Below are 20738 nucleotides of genomic sequence, written 5' to 3'. Positions count from 1 at the left end.
CCAATACCAATCCTGAACGTTCCCACCAGTACCTGCCTTCCCGATGTCCCCGCTTTACCCGGCACAAGGGAACCAAGTTCGCCGCGCTACGTCAAACCAATCACCTTTTCAGGTTTTTCTCCATCACTGTGATGAGGCTGTGAATGCCAGCAGTGGCCATGGGGATTCATGGCAGGGATAGTCCTGGGCCATGTCATGGCAGTGAACAATTCAGGTTATGCGTCCGGTAGCCCGTTCGCCTTGGCCACGTCCCCCAGCCAGCCGAGGCTGGGCTTGGGTGTCCGCACAAAAGTCTCGCGGTCAACGGCGATGAGTCCGAACGTGGGGCGGAACCCGCTCGCCCACTCATAGTTGTCCAAGGCGCTCCAGTGCTGGTAGCCGAGTACTTCGACCCCGTCGGACATGGCAGCATGCAGCCCGCGCAGGGCACCATCCGTATAGGCGATGCGTCGGGAGTCATCGGCCGTCGCGATGCCGTTCTCCGTCACGATCACAGGAACGCCGCCGCTCAGCTCCCACGCGCTGCGCACTCCGAGCTCGAGCGCCTGCGGGAAGAACTCCCAGCCGGTGAGTGTCGTCTCGACGTCGTCGGCGACGGGCAGCGGGCCGTTCGGGCCAATGAAGGTTCTCGTATAGGCCTGCACTCCGACGAAGTCGTCCCCGGCAGACTGCTCCAGATACCAGTCGTCACGCTGGTAGCCGTACTCGTACATTTTTTCGTCGGCTCCCGGCTCGCCAGTGGAGTGGAATGCCTGGGTGGCAACCGTCCACCCCGTTTTGAGGCCCGAAACGCTCGAAAGAACCTCACGGGAGCGCTTGTGCGACTCGAGCAGGGCATCCGCGACGCCCAGGTCGGGGTTCGGCAGGCCACAGGCAACGAGGTTTGCTGCGTCCTCTCCCCCGGCCAGCATCGCCGCGATATTGGGCTCATTGATGGTGCAGACGTAGTCAACACCGTCAGAAACGATCGGCAGGATCGATTCCGTGTAGCGGGCGAAGAGATCGGTCGCGTCGTCGGCACGCCAGAAACCGTCGTTGTACATCCACCGCGGGACTGTGAAGTGCATAAGCGTCACTGTCGGTTTGAGCCCAAACTCGTGGGCGGCGTCAACCATGCGGCGGTAATGGTCGATCTCCGCGCGGGACACAAACCCGCGCTCCGGCTCGATGCGCGCCCATTCGATGCTGAAGCGGTAGGAGTTCAGCCCGGCGTCGGCCAGCAGCCGCATGTCTTCACCGTAGCGGTGGTAGCTGTCCATCGCATCTCCGCTTGGCTCTGCGATGGTCGAGCCTGCGGCGTGTTCCATCATCCACCAATTGCTGTTGACATTGTTGCCCTCGATTTGGTGGGCCGCGGTTGCGGCACCCCACAAAAAGCCGTTGGGAAAGTTGAGCATGGTACTCCTGAAGTTGCGGTGTGAATTGAAGTTGCTAATTGGCGGCGGCCGCGTCGCTCTCGGCGCCCCTGTCAATGCGGGTGCGCAATATTTCAGCGGCCTCCGGCGTGGTACGCAGTGAGCCGGCCAACGCCGGCCTGTATGCCGACCACCGAAACACCGGCGGGCACCGCGAGCGTCCCGAAGGCCTCGATGTGGGCGAGTCTCATACCGCAGCACCCCGCGCCCTGGCAGGGTTGGGCACGGCGTCCAGCAGGCGGATGGTGTATTCATCCTCGGGATGCTGCAGCACCTGCGCCGTGTTGCCGCGCTCCACCACCCGCCCGCCGTTGAGCACCATGATGTTGTCGGTCACGAGCCGCGCGCTGAGCAGGTCGTGGGTGATGTACAGCATGCTGACACCCCACTGCTCGCGCAGTTCCTCCAGCAGTGCCAGCACGCCGGCGCGCAGCGACACGTCAAGCATTGACACCGGCTCGTCCGCGATGAGCACCTGCGGGTTGCTGGCGAGTGCACGCGCAATGACCACGCGCTGGCGCTGCCCGCCGGAGAGTTGGTGCGGCAGCTTGGCGGCAAACTGTTCCACGGGCGCGAGTCCCACGGTCTCGAGCAACTCGAAAACACGTTTTCTGGCCGCTGGTCCGCGAAGCCCGCCAAAGTTCACCACCGGACGGGTCAAGGTATATTCGACGGTGTGCAGCGGGTTAAGTGCGGAGTAGGGGTCCTGGAAGATCATCTGCACGTTCTTGTGCAACTCACGAATCTGTCGCCTGCCTAGCCGGGCAACATCGAGATCGCCAAACTTGACTGTTCCGGAGCTTGGTTTCTCTATGCCTGTGATCAACTTGGCGATGGTCGATTTTCCGCTGCCTGAGGCCCCCACGAGCGCAAGCGATTGGCCCGGCTCCAGGGTGAAGGAAACATCGTCGACCGCTGTGACGGGCTTTTCACCCCTGCGTGGTGGCGGGTAAACCTTTGACACGTGGTCGACGACGATGGCGGAGTCGGCCGATCGGCCATCCCGCGCTGTGGCGCCCAACGCCTTGGCGGCGCCGCCCGTGTCCCGGCCGGCCCGGTCGGGGAAGCCGGGCAGTTCTACGACCTCGGCGCGGGGGTCGGCGTAGTGGCTAAGCAGCATCCGCGTGTATTCGTCCTGCGGGTTGGTGAGGATGTCGCGGCTCGGCGCATCTTCCACGATGCGCCCTTCATGCATGACCAGGACCCGCTGCGTCGATTCCAGCACAACTCCCAGGTCGTGGCTGATGAGCACGGCGGTAAATCCTTCGGATTTCTGCAGCGCCTTGATGGTGTCCATGATGGCCTGTTGCACCAGCACGTCCAGGGCTGTGGTGGGCTCGTCAAAAACCATCAGCTGCGGTTCAAGCGAGAGCGCCAGGGCTATGGACACCCGTTGGCGCATGCCGCCGGACAGCTCACCCGGGAACCTGACGAGGGTCTCCTTGGGGAGACCCACCTTCTCGATGAGCTCAATCTGGCGGGCGTCCCACCCGGACTTCGCGACATGCCCGTGGGCACGGAAAATGTCAAGGAAATGGTTGCGGATGGTGCGCACCGGGTTGAGCGCGTTCATGCCCGACTGCAACACCATCGCGAAGCCGCCCTGGCGCTGCTGACGCAACGTCTCGGCGTCGAGCTCGCGAATGTCCTTTCCCCGGAAGAAGATTTGTCCACCGTTGGTGCGGGCGGGCGGCTTTTGCAACCGGGTGATCGCAAGCCCGAGCGTTGATTTGCCGGAGCCTGACTCGCCGACCAAGCCGACGAATTCGCCGGCCTCGAGCGCAAATGACACGTGGTCCACGGCCTGCAAGGCCTTGAACCCGCTTGATTCATAGACCACTGAGAGATTGTTGACCTCAAGAATGGGGTTCATCGTGACTTCCCTTCACGTAGGCGTGGATTGCTGATGGCGTCGACACCGAAGTTGATGAGCGTGAGGCTCAGGGCGAGCAGGGCGATGCAGAGACCGGGAGCGAACAGCAGGATCCACTGCCCGGTCAGGAGGGCGTTGGAGTTTTGCGCCCAGTAGAGGATGGTGCCCCAGCTGACGATGCTGGAGTCGCCGAGGCCAAGAAATTCGAGCCCGGCCTCGGCCAGGATGGCGCTTGTTGCTGCGCCGAAGAATCCGCCGGCGATGATTGAGGTCATGTTGGGCAGGATCTCCTTGAACACGATCCGCCAGGCCGGCTCCCCCGAGAAGCGGGCCGCCGTGACAAAGTCGCGGGAGCGCAGCGTCTGGGTCTGGGCCCGCAGCACGCGGGCACCCCACGCCCAACCTGTGACGACTATGACGGCGACAATCATGACGAGTCCGCCATTTTGCAGGTAGGCGGCGATCACAATCATGAGCGGCAAGCCGGGGATGACCAGGAACAAGTTCACGATGAAGTTGATGACGTCCGCACCGAACCCGCGGATGTAGCCCCAGCTCAAGCCGATGGCAATCGCAACAAGCGTGCAGAGCAGCCCGGCAATGAAGCCAACCGAAACGCTGATCTGCGATCCGTAGATCAGCTGGCTGAGCACGTCTTCGCCCGCCGCCGTTGTACCAAACCAGTGCTCCGCGCTGGCGTCCGCATTGCGTTCGAACCCATCCTGGGAGGCCCCGTAGGGAGCGAGGAGGGGCGCGAAGATGGCCACAAAGATGAAGCAGGCGAGAATGATGAGTCCCAGCCGGGACTTCCAGTTGGCCCACAGGGTTGCGGCCGACCGGGCGAAGAACGCGAATCTGCGCGGCGGGTTCGTCATTTTTGCCGTGGCCGTGGTGATGTTTTGTGTGGTGGTCATCGTCGTGTCCTTGGGTCGAGTACCCCGTACATGATGTCCACGAGGAAGTTTGCGATGAGCACGCTGACGGTGATCATCAAAAACAGGGCCTGCATCAGCGGGTAGTCCTGGCCGATGACGGCATTGAACAGGAGGTAGCCGATGCCGGGATAGCCAAACACCTGTTCAACGAGCACCGAACCGCCCACCACACCGCCAAGGGCCAAGCCAAAGCCGGTGAGGTTTGGCAAGATGGCGTTGCGTGCTGCATAGCGGATGGCGACGGTGCGTCCCTTCAGGCCGTTGGCCTCGGCGAACGTCACGTAGTCGTCGCCGAGCGTGTTGATCATCGCATTGCGCATGCCGATGATCCACCCGCCAAGGGATGTGATGAGGATCGTGAGCGCCGGAAGTGCTGCGTGGTACATCACGTCCGTGAAGAATTCCCAGGTCAGGGCCGGGGTGGCAGTTGGCCCAAAGGCGCCGGAGGTCGGGAACAGGTGCAGCACATAACCGAGGAAGAACAGCAGCAGCAGCGCGGTCCAGAAGTATGGGAACGTGCTGGCGAAGCTGCCGGTCAGCGTGGGGAGTGCGTCGAGCCAGGTGTTTCGCTTCCAGGCTGTCAAAACACCGATCAGGGTTCCCAGCACAAAGGCAATGATCGTTACGAGCCCCACAAGGATGACGGTGTAGGGGAAGGCCTGCCAGATCATCTCCGAGACCGACTGCGGATAAAAAGTATAGGAGACACCAAAGTCCAAGGTGATGACCTGGTGCAGATATCCCAGATACTGTTCGAAGATGTTGCCGTCCGGCACCCCTAGCTGGGCCTCGATGGCTTTCCGCGTGGCGTCGGTGACCGGTCCGTTCTGGGCAAGCTTGGCAATCGCCGCATCCGTGGGGGAACCCGGCATCATGCGCGGAAGTAAGAAGTTCAAGGTGACGGCCGCCCACAGGGTGAGCAGGAAGAAGCCAATTCGGCGAAGTACATACGTCATGGACTATTCACCGTCCTTGGTGGCGAGCTTAAGCTTGGTAAAAATGAGCAGCGGGCTTGAATCGTAGGTCTGCGGTGGGGCGTATGGATCCTCCGCGGTGGGCCAGCCAGTGAACTTGGAGGTGTTGTACAGTCCCCAGAGCCCGCCGTAGTAGAGGCCGATCACTGGCATCTGCTCGTACACGATCTGCTGGAGCTGGTGGCTGATCTCCAGCTGTTTCGCCGGGTCGATGGTTTCCTTGAACTTGGCCAGCAAGGCATCGGTCGCCGGGTTGCTGTAGCGCTGGAAGTTGCTCGGTGCCAGCTCGCCAACCTTTACGTAGAACTCGCTTGAGAGCAGGCTGTTGTAGGCCTGGAAGATGTCACCGCCGCCCATGCCCCCCATGGCCACCTCATAGTCACCGTTCTGGATGGCCTGCTGGTAGCCGGCCGGTTGGGGTTGCTTGATGGTCATGTTGATTCCGATCGCGGTGAGCTGCTTGCGCACCTCTTGGATAGCGCGCAGCCAGTCGGTGTAGCCATTGGCCGTCATCACCGAAAACGTGAACGGGGTGCCTTTGGCGTCGACCAAGGTGCCGTCGACAAGGGTGTAGCCGGCCTTGGCCAGCGAGGCGAGCGCGGCATCGGTGTCCTGCTCGATCACGCCGCCGTTGGGAATGCTGGGATTGAGCTCAGATTCTTGGTTGGGCAGCATGAGCCCGGTCTGGCCGGCTTTGCTCATGTACTCCTCCGTGGCTGCGTCGGCGATCTTGTCCCGATCCAGGGCCAGAGCAATCCCCCGCCTCAGATCGGCGTTGTCCCAGGGCGCCTTAGCCAGATTGGGCACCAGGCTGATCACGCCGCCTGGCGGAAACCAGTTCTTGTTGTCCGGATTGGCAGCACCCCAGGTGCCCTCTACGTTGCTCATGTACGAGTAGGCCCAATCGAAGCCTTTTGTTACGATGTCAAGCTCGCTCGTGGCCGCCGGCAGCACCAGATGCTCAATCTCCACCTTGTCCGCCTGCCAGTAGTTCTGGTTCTTGTCCATCGTGTATTGCTGGGAGGAGAAGTTGCCCACCATGAACGGTCCCGTGCCCACCGGGCTCTCATTGCGCCAGGTGTCTGGATCTTTTACGTCCTTCCAAATATGCTCCGGCACAATGAGGGTCAGTGAGATGACGTCGGCCGCAGGCGCGTCATTGTCCTTGAGATGCACCACAACGTGGTCGCCGCTAATCTCGACGCTCTCGATATGCTGCCAGGCACCCTTGATGTCCAGCGTGGGGTATTTCTTGATGAGGTTGAAGGTGAAAACCACATCTTCCGGCGTGAACTTTTCGCCATCGGACCATGTGACTCCTTGGCGAATCGTGTAGTCGATGGTGCGTGCATCCTTCAGCGTCACCTTTTCGGCAAGCCAGGGCGTCTGCGTTCCGTCAAGCACATTGACAGCGGTGAGCGGCTCGTAAATGTAGCTGGCAGCAACGCGCTTGTTGAACAGATACGGGTTGAAGATCTTCTCGAACATGGGCGAACCCTTATCGGCCGCAATGAGCATTGTGTCGTCCGGGATCGAGGGGTCCGGCTCGCTCTTGATCTGGATGCTGCACCCGGAGATTAGCATGAAGGCAACGCAGATTCCGGCGATCACCGACAGACGTTTAGTTCGGGTTTTCGAGTTCGTCATTGACACTCTTGCTTCCTCATGTCTTCACTGTCACGAGGCAGTCCGTGCGGGCTGCGCTGTGCCGGGATGCCTATAGCATCCACTGGTCTCCCCGAGTGTATGCGCATACATTGCCGTCCCGCAAGACCCCCGCTACTCATCCGCGCAGTGTTACGAGCGCGCCGTACTCTCCCTTAGGAGCACCTTCACCGGGAGTCGAATGCTGGCCGGTTCTGCTTCCGGGTCGTCGAGCCTGCGCTGCATGAGCTGAATGGCGGCACGACCCACAAGCTCCATGGGCTGGTGCACCGTAGTGAGCCGTGGCGAGGAAAGATTTGAGGCTTCGATGCCATCAAAGCCCGTAACGACCACGTCCCTCGGCACACGAATGCCTGCGCCATTGAAGGCATCGAGGACACCCAGTCCCATCTGATCATTGGCGCAGATGACAGCCTGGGGCAGAGAAGCGGCGGCGAGTAGATCTGCGCCGGCCCGGCGCCCGGAGGCCCGTGTAAATTCGCCTCGCAAAAGCCCTACCTCACGGGGATCCAAGCCGCGATCCCGCAGCGCAGACTCGAAGCCGGCCCAACGGTCGAAGTCGTCCGGGGAATCGAGCGGCCCCGCCACATAGGCGATGTCACGGATGCCAAGGTCGTCAATCACGTGCGCGGTGAGTGCCTGCATTCCCTCGTGGTTGCTCACCGTCACACTGTCAAAGGCGCCACTGTGCGCCGCACTTGCGAGGACCACGATCGGGATACGCCTGGCCAGCTGCTCCAATGCGGCATCGGGAACACTCTGGGCCAGTACCAGTAGGCCATCAACTCGGCCCGCCATGTCACGTGCAGCATCGGCAGCGAGACCACCCCGCCCGACGGCGACAGTGAGAGCGAAGCCGCGGCGCCATGCTTCAAGTTCAGCGCCACGCAGCACTTCATCGAAGTAGAGATTGAATTGGTGAGACTCAGGGGCGCCTCCCACATCATCAACAAACGAGTAGCTTGGCGACTCGTCGGCCAAAAGGTCGCTGAGCTCCCCCATGTCGTCCATGGCGTCAAACCCCGGAAAATAGAGTCCCAGGGCGCCGGTGCGCCGTGCCGCCAGGCCTCTGGCCGAGCCGCTGGGCACGTAGCCGAGCTCACGCACCGAGGCCATGACTCTTTCCCTGGTCGCTTCACGGACATCCGCGGGACGCCTCAACACCCGCGACACCGTCGCTATCGAAACTCCGGCATCCGCAGCGACGTCGTAGACGGTTGGAGCCTTGGCCATGGGCACTCCCCTCGTTTGGTCTTGGGCCCCCTTCGGACCCGTGTGCCACGGAGAGGGGAAGCGCCAGCTTCAATACTAGATGAGTGAGTCCCATAGGACGGGCGGACGCCGTCGCCGCACTGCCCGGTCGCCGGGCGCAAAACAGCCCGTGCGGCTTAGCACGGGCTGCTCAGGGTGTCCGGTACGGTGCTGGGGGCACCATACCGGACCGGGAAATGGATGGGGATGAACGAAATGTGTAATGGTCATTTCGGCTCCTCCTTTCGGGCGTGCGCACACCGGCTCGGCCACAATGGCAGTGGGAGCTACCGGATATTGAACAGGTCAACTCGCACGATCTCGCGATACTGGCGATCGCGAAGCTGATCGAACTTTTGTTGGTCCACAGGGGCGAAGAAGATCCTCTTGATCGAGGACTTTATGGGCTTGGGGTTCATGGCGGCACCTCCCTTCAATGCTCGGAATGAATTGTTGGACATATTGTGGCGCGACAAATAAAGCCCTTTCATAAAGTTAAGAAAGAATGAAAATGGCATTATGAGAGCACAAAAGAGCGCGAGTGGTTTTGTGCGTGTTATCAGGCCGGCAAACTGTGCTCTTTGCAGCACGTGGCAAGGACTCCTCGATCGCAAAAAAGCGAGATGCGGAGCCGTTCAAGCCAAGGGTGCGGCGAATGAGCAGAGATAGTCGGTCGGAAAGTGGCTGCTTGAGCGCAGCCTGGTCCGGGCAGCTTTGCGGCGGCGGCCCTACGCGGTCACAGGTCTAAATATGACGGCGATTGACAGGCGTGCCGGGCAAGGCATGACGGGAGCCGATAACTCCGGACTTGATAACTGTAAACATCATTGCCTCCCTTCAATTGCACGCGAACATCCCGGACAAAATCGTCGGGGACTAATAGATAAGCTACAGCACAATGTGCGCACAAAGCCAGCCCCTCGCGAAATAATTCCGAATATTAATTAATTGCCGCCGGCAGGGCTTGGCTCCAGGTGGTCAGGAGGCGTTTGTTTTTTCCAAAGTAGCAGGGAGCTCGTGGCCCGCAGAAGTCACTGACAATTCCAAATGCGCCTGATTGGTCTGCAGGACTCGCAACAGCAGTTCCCTCGCAACAGTGAGCAAATCAGCCACCTCGGGGTAGGCGAGTTCGTAGAAGACCTGCGTTCCCCGTCGAGTGGCGACCACCAAATGGTGACGGCGCAACACGGACAGGTGTTGCGAGAGATGGGAAGCTTCAAGCCCCGTGTTGGCCAAAATTTCCGAGACGGGAAGGTTGTCGGCCGCGGAGAGTAACTCAAGCACGCGAATCCGCACGGGATGGGCCAGGCCTTTGAACAGGTTCGCCTTCACTTCATAGAGAGGAGCCTGGGGGTCCGGGTTTCCGTCCATCTCGATGGCCTCTTTCACTAGTTCGTTACTTGACAGGATATTCAACTTATCTTATCGGGAAATACCTCAAGCCAAGGCAGTCACTGTGAATGCACAACTCCGAGGCTGATCCATGACATGATGTAATTATCAAGTAGTAAAGCAGTAAAAATAGTAAGGAGAGCAGCATGCCTACACCTCCCAATTTCACCGACCGGTCGCCCAGCCGACACGGAGTACAGAACGCATCAGTGTTCATCATTGCGATCTCCTGCTTTGTCGGCGGCATCTACGCCTTCTCGTTTGTGCAGCAATACACCATGGCGGCGGTGGCTGGTGGCCTGATCCTGATCGCGTTGTCGTTCTTTCTCCCCATGCAGTTGATGGCGCTCTTTGACCGCGGTGCACCTGTGGACCCTGGTACCACCACCCACGAAGTCCCGACGGACCGGAAGTGAAGCACAGCGGCGGCGGCATGGATGCAGCGGACTGGAACAGGCACTACGAATCCAACGGCCAGCAGTGGACTGTCCCCAATCCGTGGGTTTACTCGGAGTTGAATGGAGCACGCGCTGGCAAGGCCTTGGACCTGGGAGCAGGTGATGGCAGGCACGCAGTGTGGCTGGCCGAACGGGGCTGGCAGGTTGAAGCAGTTGACTTCTCGATCCTTGGACTGGAAATAGGAGCACGGCGAGCCGAGGCTAAAAGAGTGCAGGACCGAATCACTTGGACGATGGCCGATGTTACCGCTTTCGCTCCTGTTCCGCAGTCCAATGATCTTGTTCTGGTTGCCTACCTCAATCTTCCAGAGGCTCAACTGAAACAGGTCCTCGCCACGGCGGCCGTCAGCCTTGCGCACGGAGGGCGTTTGCTGTTCATAAGTCACGACGCACCACCCGTAGCGGCCAGCACAGCTGTGCCAAGGGAAACCCACACTCAATTGACGCCCGGGCAGATTTCAAGCTGGCTGCGGCTGGCAGGGCTGCATGTTGATTCGTCAGAATCATTGTTCCGTCCTGTGCCCGGTGAGCGGCAACCTGCTCGTGACTGCCTGGTCATGGCTTCGGCACCCTATTCGACTGCCCCGTCGGCAGCAGCCGCTGCAGGATCTTCGCCAGCCGGAATTCCCCACGCGTTGGCTCCCGAGCAGACCGTGTGAAAATTCTCATCATGACCACCACCAACAAGAAGGCACAGCCTTGGGCTGGCCCGGACGTTGCGTTCCCACGTCTGAATGCCCTGGCTTTCTGGCCCTTCCTGTTGGGCAGTGCCATAGCCCTGTCAAGCTTCATCACCCCTCAAGGGTCTGCCGCGTTTGGCTGGACCGCCAACGCTCCTCTACCAAATTGAACATTCTCCCGGGGAGTCGGCTCGGACCTGTGAGTGGTTGGTCTGGCATTGTTTGGGCTCGGTGCCGCGCATACGCTCTGAGCGTCCCGCCTTGTATCTTCACCACCGGGAACGTGCGCCGCACAAGCGGCAGACGCCGTCTGCGACCCCGGCCAGCCGAGCGGGAATCTAGGACTAGAGGCACACGCAACATTCTCCGCCCGGGCAACGCTGGCCGGGTGGAGTGAATCAGGTACGAATCCCATCGACAGGAATCAGTCTTGACGAATTCCACACAGTCCACACCCCTTGAGCTCGCTGCTCCGACTAGTGACGGGCATGCACGGCTCGTCACCTGGGTCGGCGAAATTGCCGCACTGACCCAGCGCGATCAGATTCATTGGGTTGATGGATCCGCTGCCGAGTCCAGCCGGCTGACGGACCAGTTGGTTAAGGCCGGAACTCTGGTCCGTCTCAATGAAGAGTTGTTCCCCCATTCGTTTGCCGCTTTCTCTGACCCCAAAGACGTCGCCCGGGTGGAGGATCAAACCTTCATCGGTTCAGAACATGAACACGACGCAGGTTTTACCAACAACTGGCTGGACCCCACCCGCATGAAGAAGAAGCTCAAGGAGCTCTTTACCGGGTCCATGCGCGGACGCACCATGTACGTCATCCCGTTCGTCATGGGCCACCTCGACGCCAAGGATCCCAAATTTGGTATTGAAGTTACTGACAGTGCCTACGTGGTCGCTTCAATGCGCATCATGACCCGCACGGGCACCGATGTCCTCAACAAAATGCTTGCCCTGAACGCCGTTTTTGTCCCGGCAGTGCACTCCGTGGGCGCACCACTGGAACAGGGCCAAGTGGACGCCATCTGGCCTTGCAACGACGAGAAATGGATAGTCCACTTTCCCGAGGAACAGTCCATCTGGTCCTACGGCTCCGGCTATGGCGGGAATGCCTTGTTGGGGAAGAAATGCTACTCCCTGCGCATCGCCTCGGCCATGGCCCGCCAGGAGGGCTGGTTGGCCGAACACATGCTCATTCTCAAACTCACCAGCCCCGAGAACCAGGCCTTTCACATCGCCGCAGCCTTCCCCTCAGCCTGCGGCAAAACAAACCTGGCACTGCTAAACCCGACGGTCCGGGGCTGGAAGGTGGAAACGCTCGGTGACGATATTGCTTGGATCCGGATTGGAAACGACGGCGAACTACGCGCCACCAACCCAGAGGCCGGTCTTTTTGGCGTCGCCCCCGGGACTGGGTGCCAGACCAACCCCAACGCAATGGAAGCCATCACCCAAGGCAACACCATCTTCACCAATGTGGCCCTCACCGACAATGGCGGAGTGTGGTGGGAGGGTATGACGGAAACAACGCCGGATCACCTGATCGATTGGACGGGGCTGGACTGGACTCCGGAGATGGGACGGCCGGCCGCCCACCCCAATTCCCGATTCTGCACACCTATCAGCCAGGTGGGCATTCTGGCGCAGGAGTATTACCACCCCGACGGCGTCCCGCTGGCCGCCATCTTCTTCGGGGGCCGCCGCAAAACCACGATTCCTTTGGTCACCCAATCCAGAGATTGGACCAGCGGCGTCTTGATGGGAGCAACACTGTCCTCCGAGACCACCGCCGCGGCGGCCGGGGAAGTAGGGATTGTGCGTCGCGATCCGATGGCCATGCTGCCGTTCATCGGATACAACGCGGGTGACTACCTCAAACACTGGCTTGCCATCGGCAAACTGGGGAACCATGAAAGGCTGCCCCAAATATTCTTGGTCAACTGGTTCCGCCGAGACCACCACGGACGTTTCCTCTGGCCCGGATTTGGCGAAAACTCGAGGGTGCTGAAGTGGGCCATGGAACGAATTCAGGGACGCGCCACAGCCACGGAAACACCCATCGGATTTGTCCCTGCCTTTGGCTCGATGGATGTTGAGGGGTTGGACCTGACTAACGAGCAGCTAAGAGCAGCCTTGGCTGTGGACCCCCACGAATGGGAAGCCGAAATCGAAAGCATGGACAACTGGTTCCACCAGTTTGGCGACTCCCTGCCTCAGGAACTTCGCCTTGAGCAGCTCCGCCTGAAGGATCGGTTCGCCGCAGGAAAACCGATCATCAGTTCGAGATAGCACTCAGCGGCTGGTCCGGGAGCTAGGGGCCTCACCGGTCCCCCGGGCCTGCCTTCGAGGAACCGCCCGCACACTCCGCCGAGTCCAATCTGCCTGTGGCTTCAAAGGCAACAACGGGGTTGATGGTGAGTTGGACCGGCATCTCGCCGTGGGGCGTGCGCACAAGATTTTCTTCTCTTGCACGTGAAATTCCACCCTATTTAAAGCCATCCGGCTGGCCGGAGCCGAACTCGCGGCAACAACCCTGGCGCCCCTCACCTCGGTGAGCCGAATCCTGCCTGTTCTGTGCGCAGCTTCCCTCGGCTCGTCGCAGCAGGCGTCGGCAGACCCTGTAGTAAGTGCTATTGGCTGCAACGTCAATGTCGCTGGGATGTGACTTCTCCCCTTGACCATCAGCCAAGACGTGCTGCCAGATTCGTATCCAGGGCGCCCAGGAACTCCTCAGTGGTCAGCCAAGGCTGTGCGGCACCCACCAAGGCAGCCAAATCCTTGGTCATCTTTCCGGACTGGACTGTATTTATAACCACGGCTTCTAGCGTATTGGCGAAATCAACAACCTCCTGGGTTCCATCCAGTGCTCCACGGTGGCGCAGCCCACCGGTCCAGGCGAAGATCGAAGCGATGGGGTTGGTGGAAGTCGGCTTGCCGGCCTGGTGTTGACGGAAGTGGCGGGTCACGGTGCCATGGGCGGCCTCGGCTTCAATGGTCCTGCCGTCCGGGGTCAAAAGAACAGAGGTCATCAGACCCAGCGACCCGAAGCCCTGAGCTACGGTGTCGGATTGGACATCCCCGTCATAGTTCTTGCAGGCCCAAACGTAGCCACCTTCCCATTTCATAACGGAGGCAACCATGTCATCGATCAGGCGGTGCTCATAACTCAGCCCGGCAGCGTCAAACTGGTCTTTAAACTCTGCGTCGAAGATTTCCTGGAAGAGATCCTTGAACTGACCGTCATAGGCCTTCAGAATGGTGTTTTTCGTCGAGAGGTACACCGGATAATTACGCTGGAGTCCATAGGCGAAGGTTGCCCTGGCAAAGTCGCGGATGGAGTCGTTGAAGTTGTACATGCCCATGGCAACCCCACCACCGTCAGGGTAGGTGACAACGGTTTGCTTGATCGCCTCAGTGCCATCCGAGGGGGCAAAGGTGAGTGTTAGTGTGCCGGCGCCGGGCACCTTGAAATTGCTTGCCCGGTACTGGTCGCCAAAGGCGTGGCGGCCGATGATGATTGGCTTGTTCCAGCCCGGAACTAGGCGGGGAATGTTGGAGATAATGATGGGCTCGCGAAAGACTACGCCACCGAGAATGTTCCGGATGGTTCCGTTCGGGGAAACCCACATCTTCTTCAGACCAAACTCCTCCACGCGGGCCTCGTCGGGCGTTATAGTGGCACATTTGACGCCGACATTGTATTTTTTGATGGCGTTGGCAGCATCGATGGTGACCTGATCATCGGTTGCATCCCGGTTGTGGATTGAAAGATCAAAGTACTTTAGATCCACGTCCAGATATGGGTGAATGAGGCGCTCCTTGATGAACCGCCAGATGATTCGGGTCATCTCGTCCCCGTCGAGTTCGACGACGGGCCCGACTACCTTGATTTTCGTTACAGACACAACTACTCCTTGATGGGTGGACGTGAGCGATCACTACAATGCGGAGTCACTATTGGTGGATCTTCATTCACCGGATTCCGTTGCTTGGCCGGCGGTGCGCAGAATGTCCGCTAACAGCTCGCGTGCTACGGATAGCAAGCCACTGATCTGGGGGTGGGCAAGCGCATAGTACATTTGCGGTCCCCGGCGTTCCGAGGTGACGAGATGGTAGCGACGCAGGACCGATAAATGCTGTGACAGGTGTGATGCCTCCAACCCAGTCGCCGCCAACAGATCTGCCACGGAGACTTCCGTTCCGTCCGACAGGAGCTCCAACGTTCTGATTCTCACCGGGTGCGCCAGACCCTTGAACAGGTTTGCCTTGACTTCGTACAGTGGTGCCCGAAAATCTGTGGGTCGGTCCATGGCACCTCTTAAATGAGCTTGAGTGATTGATGACTTTATCAAGTTATCATCATTCGGCCGGGCTCGCTCAGCGCTAATTTCCAAGGGGTTCACGATCACTGGCACGCACGGCTACCTACGCCAGCTGAGGCGGCAGCCTAATATTACGATATGATGAAGTTATCAATTGGTTAAGTATCGATCACCCCTCAGCACCGTTGGCACGCACGCCATAGTCAGGAACTGTGTTTCCATGAACCACTTCTCCGAATCACACCGGCCGCCGCACCAGGTGGCGACCACGCTGTTCACAGGAATTGCGGCCCAGCGATGAGAGTCTACGACTACGTCCGGCCCCTTCTTCCCAGCTGGCAGGACTACCGCTCCCCCGGCAGGGCGTGGCGTGGTGATCTTGTCGCCGGAATGACGGTAGGGATCGTGGCGCTTCCGCTGGCCCTGGCCTTCGGTGTGTCCTCGGGGGCGGGGGCCGCCAGCGGACTCATCACCGCCATCGTTGCCGGCATCATTGCCGCAGTGTTCGGCGGCTCAAACATCCAGGTGTCCGGGCCCACGGGCGCCATGGTGGTGGTGCTAGGTCCCATCGTCGTCACCCATGGCCCGGGCGCCGTCGCACTGGTTAGCCTTATGGCGGGCATCGTGGTGGCCACAGCGGGACTGCTGAAGATCGGCCGGGTGGTTTCCTACATTCCCTGGCCTGTAATCGAGGGGTTCACCTTGGGCATCGCTGTGATCATCTTCCTGCAGCAGGTTCCCGCCGCCATCGGTTCCCCGGCTGGCAACAGTAGTAATTCGTTTGTCGCTGCCGCACAATCGTTCGGGCACCTGGACCCTGCCACCGCGGTCTGGACACTTGCGGCGGTTGCGGTGGTGGCACTGGTGATGGTGCTGGCGCCGCGGATCCATCCACAGTTGCCAGGGTCGATCATTGCAATCATTGTGGTGTCGGTGGCCGCCAACATGGCGAACCTGCCCTTGGCCCGGATCGGCGCACTGCCACACTCCCTGCCGGCCCCCTCCCTGCCAGCCTTCGACGCGGCCACCAGCGCGTCCCTGCTCGGTGCCGCACTGACCGTTGCGGCTCTTGCGGCAATAGAGTCCTTACTTTCAGCACGAGTGGCCGCAGCGATGTCTGACACAGGCCCGTACGATGCAGACCGTGAACTCTTCGGCCAGGGCCTGGCATCCATCGCCTCCGGGTTCTTTGGCGGCATGCCGGCAACCGGTGCGATCGCCCGGACGGCTGTCAACGTCCGTTCGGGAGCCCGAACCAGGATGGCAGCAATTGTGCACGCACTCGTGCTGGTCGCCGTCGTCTATCTCGCGTCCGGCGTCGTGGGACAAATTCCTCTCGCCGCCTTGGCCGGAGTGCTCATGGTTACCGCAACCCGGATGATTTCCCTCGCAACCGTGCGCAGCGTGGTCCGATCAACCAGAGCCGATGCCACTGTCTTCATGGTCACCGCACTGGTCACTGTTTCCTTTGACCTGATCATTGCTGTGGGCATCGGCATCGCCGTAGCCGCATTCTTCACACTTCGGAACCTGGCAAATTCCGGCGGCGTCCATAGGGAGGAGATTCCTGCCCCGGCCCACTCAGAAGACCAGCAAATTGCGATCTTCCGCCTGGACGGCGCACTCTTCTTTGGTGCAGCAGAGAAGATGCTCGAGCGGGTAACTCGAATCAGCAACGTCACGGTGGTCATTCTGCGCATGTCACAGCTTCAGGTCCTTGACGCCACAGGCGCCCGCACCATCACCGACATGGTCACCGGCCTGGAACGGCGGGGAATCACTGTCCTCATCAAGGGAATTCAACCCGGGCACTTGGAACTCGCAACACGTGTTGGTGTGCTTGCCTCACTGCGCCACCAAAAGCACCTGTTTGCCAGCCTCGAGGAAGCAGTGGAACACGCCCGCAGCCATGTGGACCGCCCCCTGGTCAATAAAAAGTTGGGCGGATGATTCGTTGGATGGTGGGATGAATCCGGATTTCCACTTCTCTTGCCGCGGCTCCGACATTGACCGCGCACAAGTGCACCAATGGCTCAGCGAGGATAGTTGCTGGGCCAAGGGAAGATCCCGCGCAACGCAAGATACGGCCATGGACGGGTCCCGGAACTTCGGCACGTACCGGACGAGCTCGGGTCGCCAAGTCGCCTACGCACGCGTGGTTACAGACGGGGCAAGGTTTGCTTGGCTTTGCGACGTATTCGTGGCCCCTGACGTAAAGGGCCACGGCGTCGGCGTTGCCCTAATTGAGGGGGGCCCTGGATGCAGAGATCACCGCAGCCGGTCGAGTCCCAGCCAATCAGCTAAAGCACGACGACGGTCTCAGCGGTTACCGGCCGCCTTGGATCTTGCGAGAGCGCTGCTCCTGGGCCTTGGGTCCGTAGGGATAAACGCCGACCCGGGGCTGGCTGATGTTCGTCAGGCGCTGGGATTCCTCAGTGGAAAGTTCCAGCAACGCCGCGGCAAGGTTGTCCGCCAGCTGCTCGGTGGTTCGTGCACCAAGGATCACTGACGTTACAGCGGGGCGGTCAGCCAGCCAGGCCAGTGCCACCTGCGAGGCGCTTACCCCATGGTCTGCGGCAATCCCTTGCACGGCTCCGATCACGTCCCAGGTGCGGGGATCATCATTGCGTTCCTGCCACGCCTCCATGCCGCGCTGGGGATTCTCACCCAAGCGCGTGGCGCCAGCTGGCGGCGCGTCTTTCCTGTACTTGCCGGAGAGCCACCCGCCACCCAACGGAGACCACGGCAACAGGCCTATCCCCGCATCCAGGGAAGCCGGAACAATCTCCAACTCGATCTCCCGCACCAACAGACTGTACTGGGGCTGCAGAGTAACGGGGGCGCTCCAGCCATGGGCACTAGCCAGGTGGACAGCCTTGGTCAGCTGCCATCCCAGGAAATTGGAAAAACCGTAGTAGGCGATCTTTCCCTGGCTGACCGAATCGTGCAGGAAGCGCAGCGTCTCCTCAAGGGGTGTGATGGGGTCCCAGGCATGCAGTTGGTACAGATCGATCTGCTCCACCCCCAAGCGGCGCAAGGAATCATCCAAGGCGCGCGTCAAATGGCGCCGGGACGTGCCGACGTCGTTCGGGGCAGTTCCCATGGGGAAGCGGCCCTTGGAGGCAACAACCATCTGGTCCCTGATTCCCGGACGTTGGGCCAGCCAGCGGCCAATGATTTCCTCGGACAATCCGGCGCTGTACACGTCAGCGGTGTCGATGAAGTTGCCGCCAGCGGCCACATAGTTGTCCAGGATGGCGTGGGACGCCTCCTCAGTGGCCTCCGCCCCAAACGTCATGGTGCCCAGCGCATAGTTGGAAACCACTGCGCCGCTGTTGCCTAGTGTGCGGTATTGCATCATGTTCCTTCAGTTGTGGATCAGGGATGGTGGGTGGTGCTACCGGTGGTTGCGCCAGCTGTGCTCCGGGACAAATCCAAGCAGCTGTTTGGCCTTGTCGATGGACAGTAGGGTCTGGTGCTCACCAAGCTCCTGGCGCAGCTTCACGTTTGGGAAAACCTCGGCGGCCAGGGACGCGCTTGACCGGACCATGACGGTGTCGGCGTTGGCAATGATGAACGCCTCAAAGCCTGGCTGGCCATTTTCCAATGCCCGCGCCACAGCCTGGGCGCCGTCCCGGCCATCGATGTACCCCCACAGATTCCATTTACGTGCCCTGGCATCGGCGTCAAAGGCCGGGAAAGCAACATAGTCCTGGACATCCATGACATTGGAAAAGCGAAGCGCAACAATGCTCAACTCCGGATCCCAACGTGTCAGCTCCCTAGCCATCGTCTCTTCCAGGTGCTTCACCAGTGAGTAAGTGCTTTCCGGCCGGGCCGGGTACTCCTCATCGACCGGCAAGTAGGGAGGGTCGACGTCGAACGGCAGTCCCAGCACCGTCTCACTGGAGGCGTAGACGAGCCTTTTGATGCCCGCCCTCCTTGCCGCTTGGAACACGTTGTAGGTGGAGAGCATGTTGTTCTCGAAGGTGGCTGCATCCGGAACTATGCCGGGTGCGGGAATGGCACCCAGGTGCACCACGGCGTCGAATCCGCTGTGCCTGTCATCCAGGCCCAACAAGACATCCAGTACCTGGCCGTAGTTGCGCAAGTCCACGATGACAAGCTGCGGGCACCGCTCCCCCGCGCGGTCCAGATTCAGCACCTGATGCCCGTCCTGGGTCAGCCTGCGTATTACGTGGCGGCCGAGTTTTCCGCTTCCGCCTGTCACGGCAATTCTCATAAAAAACTCCTCACATTGGATCACGGGTGGATACGGGCGGCGGGCGGTCTACGCAAGCTACGCTATCCATTTCAAGGTGCCGTGTCAGCAACTGTGCCACACCCAGCTTTTCCTAGGACTGGCAGGCCTACCTTTCGGCTGGGCATTGGCGCAACCGTGCCATCCCGTGCGTAGATATGTCGGCTTGTGACCACTAACAAGCTATGCAGGGCGCCTGGTGAGGGAGCTTGGCGGCTGCCCGTGGAAGGATTGCACCGTCATAGTCATCTCTCATTGCCACGGTTGGAGCAGGACCCATGGTTACACATGTTGACGTGGTGGTGGTTGGTGGAGGGGTCATGGGCTCAGCCGCCGCACGGGCTGCTGCCCAGTCGGGAAAATCAGTGGCCCTGCTCGAGCAGTTTGCCGCCGGGCACAAACTGGGCGCCTCCCACGGAGCAACCCGCAACTTCAACATTGCCTACCGGGAGCCTGAGTATTTGGACCTTGTCACCGAGGCACGCGCCTTGTGGGACGGGCTGTCCAGTGAAACCGGCACCGAATTGCTGGACTTGGTGGGTCTTGTCAACCACGGGCGCATGGAACCACTGCGTGCCATCAAACGGTCCCACGAGTCCTTCGGCATCCGCAGCGAGTTTCTCTCGGCCGAACAGGCCTCGGAACGGTGGGCCGGTATGACGTTCCGCAGCGACGTGCTTTTTGTGCCCGAATCCGGGCGTGTTCGCGCCGCCGACGCCCTTGAAGCCTTGCGTATGTCAGCCGAATCAGGCGGCGCACAGTTTCACTACGATTCCCCCGTCCGGGACATTGTTGTCCACGGCGCCGACGGCGTGACTGTCATGACTGACACCACGGAGTTCCGGGCCAAGCGGGTCATCGTCACCGCAGGGGCATGGAGCCACAAGGTGCTTTCGCAGCTGGTGGCGCTCCCTCCGCTGCGTGTCACCCAGGAGCAGCCGGCACATTTTCAACCCCTGGACGCCACAACGGATTGGCCAAGCTTCAACCACAGTCCGGATCCGCGATCAACCGCAGACTCCTACTGGTACAGCCCCACGTACGGCATGTTCACGCCGGGCGAAGGGGTCAAGATCGGCTGGCACGGCGTGGGGCCCGTGGTGGACCCGGACTCCCGTAACTTCCAACCGGAACCCGTGCAACTGGCGGCACTGCAGCGCTACGCCAGCGAATGGTTCCCCGGTCTCGACGCCAGCACCTACACCCCCATCAGTTGCACCTACACATCAACGGATTCCGGGAACTTCATATTGGACAGGTTTGGGCCGGTGGTTGTTGGCGCCGGCTTCTCCGGCCACGGCTACAAGTTCGCGCCCGCAGTCGGGCGAATCCTGGCCGAGCTTGCCGACGGCGTTCCGGCTCCGGCGCTGTTCCGGACGCCAAGGGTCTTCGGCGCCCGTGACCGGCTCCAGGACGTCCTTCGTGCCGATCTCCCTGCTGCTCATGGCGCGAACGATCTCCTGGTCAACCCGTCGCGAAAACAGACTTAGTCCGTGCCCGGAGCGAGG

Annotated in this window: 18 protein-coding genes and 1 pseudogene; 7 read left to right on the top strand and 12 right to left on the bottom strand. The window is 60.6% G+C overall.

What is annotated here, in order from left to right:
- Window positions 1-215 precede the first annotated feature (215 nt).
- From ACX80Q_RS02735 to ACX80Q_RS02700, 8 genes are all read right to left on the bottom strand, one after another.
- Window positions 216-1397 carry a glycoside hydrolase family 1 protein gene (locus tag ACX80Q_RS02735; RefSeq protein ID WP_459328979.1) on the bottom strand — a complete coding sequence of 394 codons (1182 nt, stop codon included), beginning with the start codon at window positions 1395-1397 and terminating at the stop codon, window positions 216-218.
- Between the two features lie 205 nt (window positions 1398-1602).
- On the bottom strand, window positions 1603-3288 hold the full coding sequence (locus tag ACX80Q_RS02730; protein ID WP_459328978.1) for an ABC transporter ATP-binding protein: 1686 nt from the start codon (window positions 3286-3288) through the stop codon (window positions 1603-1605).
- On the bottom strand, window positions 3285-4202 hold the full coding sequence (locus tag ACX80Q_RS02725; RefSeq protein WP_459328977.1) for an ABC transporter permease: 918 nt from the start codon (window positions 4200-4202) through the stop codon (window positions 3285-3287). The genes ACX80Q_RS02730 and ACX80Q_RS02725 overlap by 4 nt, the downstream gene beginning before the upstream one ends.
- Window positions 4199-5179, bottom strand: coding sequence for an ABC transporter permease (locus ACX80Q_RS02720; RefSeq protein WP_459328976.1), 981 nt, complete (start codon window positions 5177-5179; stop codon window positions 4199-4201). The genes ACX80Q_RS02725 and ACX80Q_RS02720 overlap by 4 nt, the downstream gene beginning before the upstream one ends.
- A gap of 3 nt (window positions 5180-5182) precedes the next feature.
- Window positions 5183-6844: an ABC transporter substrate-binding protein gene (locus tag ACX80Q_RS02715; protein WP_459328975.1), complete on the bottom strand. Its 1662-nt coding sequence runs from the start codon at window positions 6842-6844 to the stop codon at window positions 5183-5185.
- Window positions 6845-6994: 150 nt separating this feature from the next.
- On the bottom strand, window positions 6995-8095 hold the full coding sequence (locus tag ACX80Q_RS02710; protein ID WP_459328974.1) for a LacI family DNA-binding transcriptional regulator: 1101 nt from the start codon (window positions 8093-8095) through the stop codon (window positions 6995-6997).
- 305 nt (window positions 8096-8400) lie between these two features.
- Entirely contained in the window at window positions 8401-8703 is a 303-nt protein-coding gene (locus ACX80Q_RS02705) for a hypothetical protein (protein WP_459328973.1), read from the bottom strand.
- A gap of 388 nt (window positions 8704-9091) precedes the next feature.
- Window positions 9092-9484, bottom strand: coding sequence for an ArsR/SmtB family transcription factor (locus tag ACX80Q_RS02700; RefSeq protein WP_459329106.1), 393 nt, complete (start codon window positions 9482-9484; stop codon window positions 9092-9094).
- A gap of 167 nt (window positions 9485-9651) precedes the next feature.
- Here ACX80Q_RS02700 and ACX80Q_RS02695 point away from each other — a divergent pair, with 167 nt between their 5' ends.
- The 4 genes from ACX80Q_RS02695 (at window position 9652) to ACX80Q_RS02680 (ending at window position 12936) form a co-directional block, all read left to right on the top strand.
- On the top strand, window positions 9652-9921 hold the full coding sequence (locus ACX80Q_RS02695; RefSeq protein ID WP_459328972.1) for a hypothetical protein: 270 nt from the start codon (window positions 9652-9654) through the stop codon (window positions 9919-9921).
- On the top strand, window positions 9918-10622 hold the full coding sequence (locus ACX80Q_RS02690) for a class I SAM-dependent methyltransferase (RefSeq protein ID WP_459328971.1): 705 nt from the start codon (window positions 9918-9920) through the stop codon (window positions 10620-10622). Before ACX80Q_RS02695 ends, ACX80Q_RS02690 begins: the two co-directional genes overlap by 4 nt.
- An 11-nt stretch (window positions 10623-10633) precedes the next feature.
- Window positions 10634-10813 carry a hypothetical protein gene (locus tag ACX80Q_RS02685; RefSeq protein ID WP_459329113.1) on the top strand — a complete coding sequence of 60 codons (180 nt, stop codon included), beginning with the start codon at window positions 10634-10636 and terminating at the stop codon, window positions 10811-10813.
- A gap of 260 nt (window positions 10814-11073) precedes the next feature.
- On the top strand, window positions 11074-12936 hold the full coding sequence (locus tag ACX80Q_RS02680; RefSeq protein WP_459328970.1) for a phosphoenolpyruvate carboxykinase (GTP): 1863 nt from the start codon (window positions 11074-11076) through the stop codon (window positions 12934-12936).
- Between the two features lie 392 nt (window positions 12937-13328).
- Here the strand turns inward: ACX80Q_RS02680 and ACX80Q_RS02675 are convergent, their stop codons facing one another.
- Both ACX80Q_RS02675 and ACX80Q_RS02670 read right to left on the bottom strand, forming a co-directional pair.
- Window positions 13329-14552, bottom strand: a complete 1224-nt coding sequence (locus ACX80Q_RS02675) for an NADP-dependent isocitrate dehydrogenase (protein ID WP_459328969.1) — start codon at window positions 14550-14552, stop codon at window positions 13329-13331.
- A gap of 63 nt (window positions 14553-14615) precedes the next feature.
- The gene (locus tag ACX80Q_RS02670; RefSeq protein WP_459328968.1) at window positions 14616-14957 is read right to left on the bottom strand and encodes an ArsR/SmtB family transcription factor; all 342 of its coding nucleotides are present in this window, start codon (window positions 14955-14957) and stop codon (window positions 14616-14618) included.
- A gap of 309 nt (window positions 14958-15266) precedes the next feature.
- Here ACX80Q_RS02670 and ACX80Q_RS02665 point away from each other — a divergent pair, with 309 nt between their 5' ends.
- Both ACX80Q_RS02665 and ACX80Q_RS02660 read left to right on the top strand, forming a co-directional pair.
- Window positions 15267-16919 carry a SulP family inorganic anion transporter gene (locus ACX80Q_RS02665; RefSeq protein WP_459328967.1) on the top strand — a complete coding sequence of 551 codons (1653 nt, stop codon included), beginning with the start codon at window positions 15267-15269 and terminating at the stop codon, window positions 16917-16919.
- Window positions 16879-17205 (top strand): annotated as a pseudogene (locus ACX80Q_RS02660) (hypothetical protein); the annotation flags it as partial. The gene ACX80Q_RS02665 and the pseudogene ACX80Q_RS02660, both read left to right, overlap by 41 nt.
- A gap of 90 nt (window positions 17206-17295) precedes the next feature.
- On the opposite strand, the gene ACX80Q_RS02655 reads toward ACX80Q_RS02660, so the two are convergent.
- Together ACX80Q_RS02655 and ACX80Q_RS02650 are read right to left on the bottom strand one after the other, a co-directional pair.
- Window positions 17296-18327 (bottom strand): aldo/keto reductase, encoded by a 1032-nt coding sequence (locus ACX80Q_RS02655; protein WP_459329105.1) that lies wholly within the window; start codon window positions 18325-18327, stop codon window positions 17296-17298.
- 39 nt (window positions 18328-18366) lie between these two features.
- Window positions 18367-19212, bottom strand: coding sequence for an NAD-dependent epimerase/dehydratase family protein (locus ACX80Q_RS02650; RefSeq protein ID WP_459328966.1), 846 nt, complete (start codon window positions 19210-19212; stop codon window positions 18367-18369).
- Window positions 19213-19508: 296 nt separating this feature from the next.
- Here ACX80Q_RS02650 and ACX80Q_RS02645 point away from each other — a divergent pair, with 296 nt between their 5' ends.
- Complete coding sequence (locus tag ACX80Q_RS02645) at window positions 19509-20720, top strand: FAD-dependent oxidoreductase (protein WP_459328965.1); 1212 nt, start codon at window positions 19509-19511, stop codon at window positions 20718-20720.
- Window positions 20721-20738: the final 18 nt, after the last annotated feature.

The sequence above is a fragment of the Arthrobacter sp. HLT1-20 genome, assembly GCF_054510895.1.
The sequence above is the reverse complement of the archived record's forward strand: the minus strand, read 5'-3'. Positions and strand labels throughout refer to the sequence as shown.

Coding starts and splice junctions, on each gene's coding strand:
- ACX80Q_RS02735 (WP_459328979.1), bottom strand. CDS start 1,397: ATGCTCAACTTTCCCAACGGCTTTTTGTGGGGTGCCGCAACCGCGGCC.
- ACX80Q_RS02730 (WP_459328978.1), bottom strand. CDS start 3,288: ATGAACCCCATTCTTGAGGTCAACAATCTCTCAGTGGTCTATGAATCA.
- ACX80Q_RS02725 (WP_459328977.1), bottom strand. CDS start 4,202: ATGACCACCACACAAAACATCACCACGGCCACGGCAAAAATGACGAAC.
- ACX80Q_RS02720 (WP_459328976.1), bottom strand. CDS start 5,179: ATGACGTATGTACTTCGCCGAATTGGCTTCTTCCTGCTCACCCTGTGG.
- ACX80Q_RS02715 (WP_459328975.1), bottom strand. CDS start 6,844: ATGACGAACTCGAAAACCCGAACTAAACGTCTGTCGGTGATCGCCGGA.
- ACX80Q_RS02710 (WP_459328974.1), bottom strand. CDS start 8,095: ATGGCCAAGGCTCCAACCGTCTACGACGTCGCTGCGGATGCCGGAGTT.
- ACX80Q_RS02700 (WP_459329106.1), bottom strand. CDS start 9,484: ATGGACGGAAACCCGGACCCCCAGGCTCCTCTCTATGAAGTGAAGGCG.
- ACX80Q_RS02695 (WP_459328972.1), top strand. CDS start 9,652: ATGCCTACACCTCCCAATTTCACCGACCGGTCGCCCAGCCGACACGGA.
- ACX80Q_RS02685 (WP_459329113.1), top strand. CDS start 10,634: ATGACCACCACCAACAAGAAGGCACAGCCTTGGGCTGGCCCGGACGTT.
- ACX80Q_RS02670 (WP_459328968.1), bottom strand. CDS start 14,957: ATGGACCGACCCACAGATTTTCGGGCACCACTGTACGAAGTCAAGGCA.
- ACX80Q_RS02665 (WP_459328967.1), top strand. CDS start 15,267: ATGAGAGTCTACGACTACGTCCGGCCCCTTCTTCCCAGCTGGCAGGAC.
- ACX80Q_RS02655 (WP_459329105.1), bottom strand. CDS start 18,327: ATGCAATACCGCACACTAGGCAACAGCGGCGCAGTGGTTTCCAACTAT.
- ACX80Q_RS02650 (WP_459328966.1), bottom strand. CDS start 19,212: ATGAGAATTGCCGTGACAGGCGGAAGCGGAAAACTCGGCCGCCACGTA.
- ACX80Q_RS02645 (WP_459328965.1), top strand. CDS start 19,509: ATGGTTACACATGTTGACGTGGTGGTGGTTGGTGGAGGGGTCATGGGC.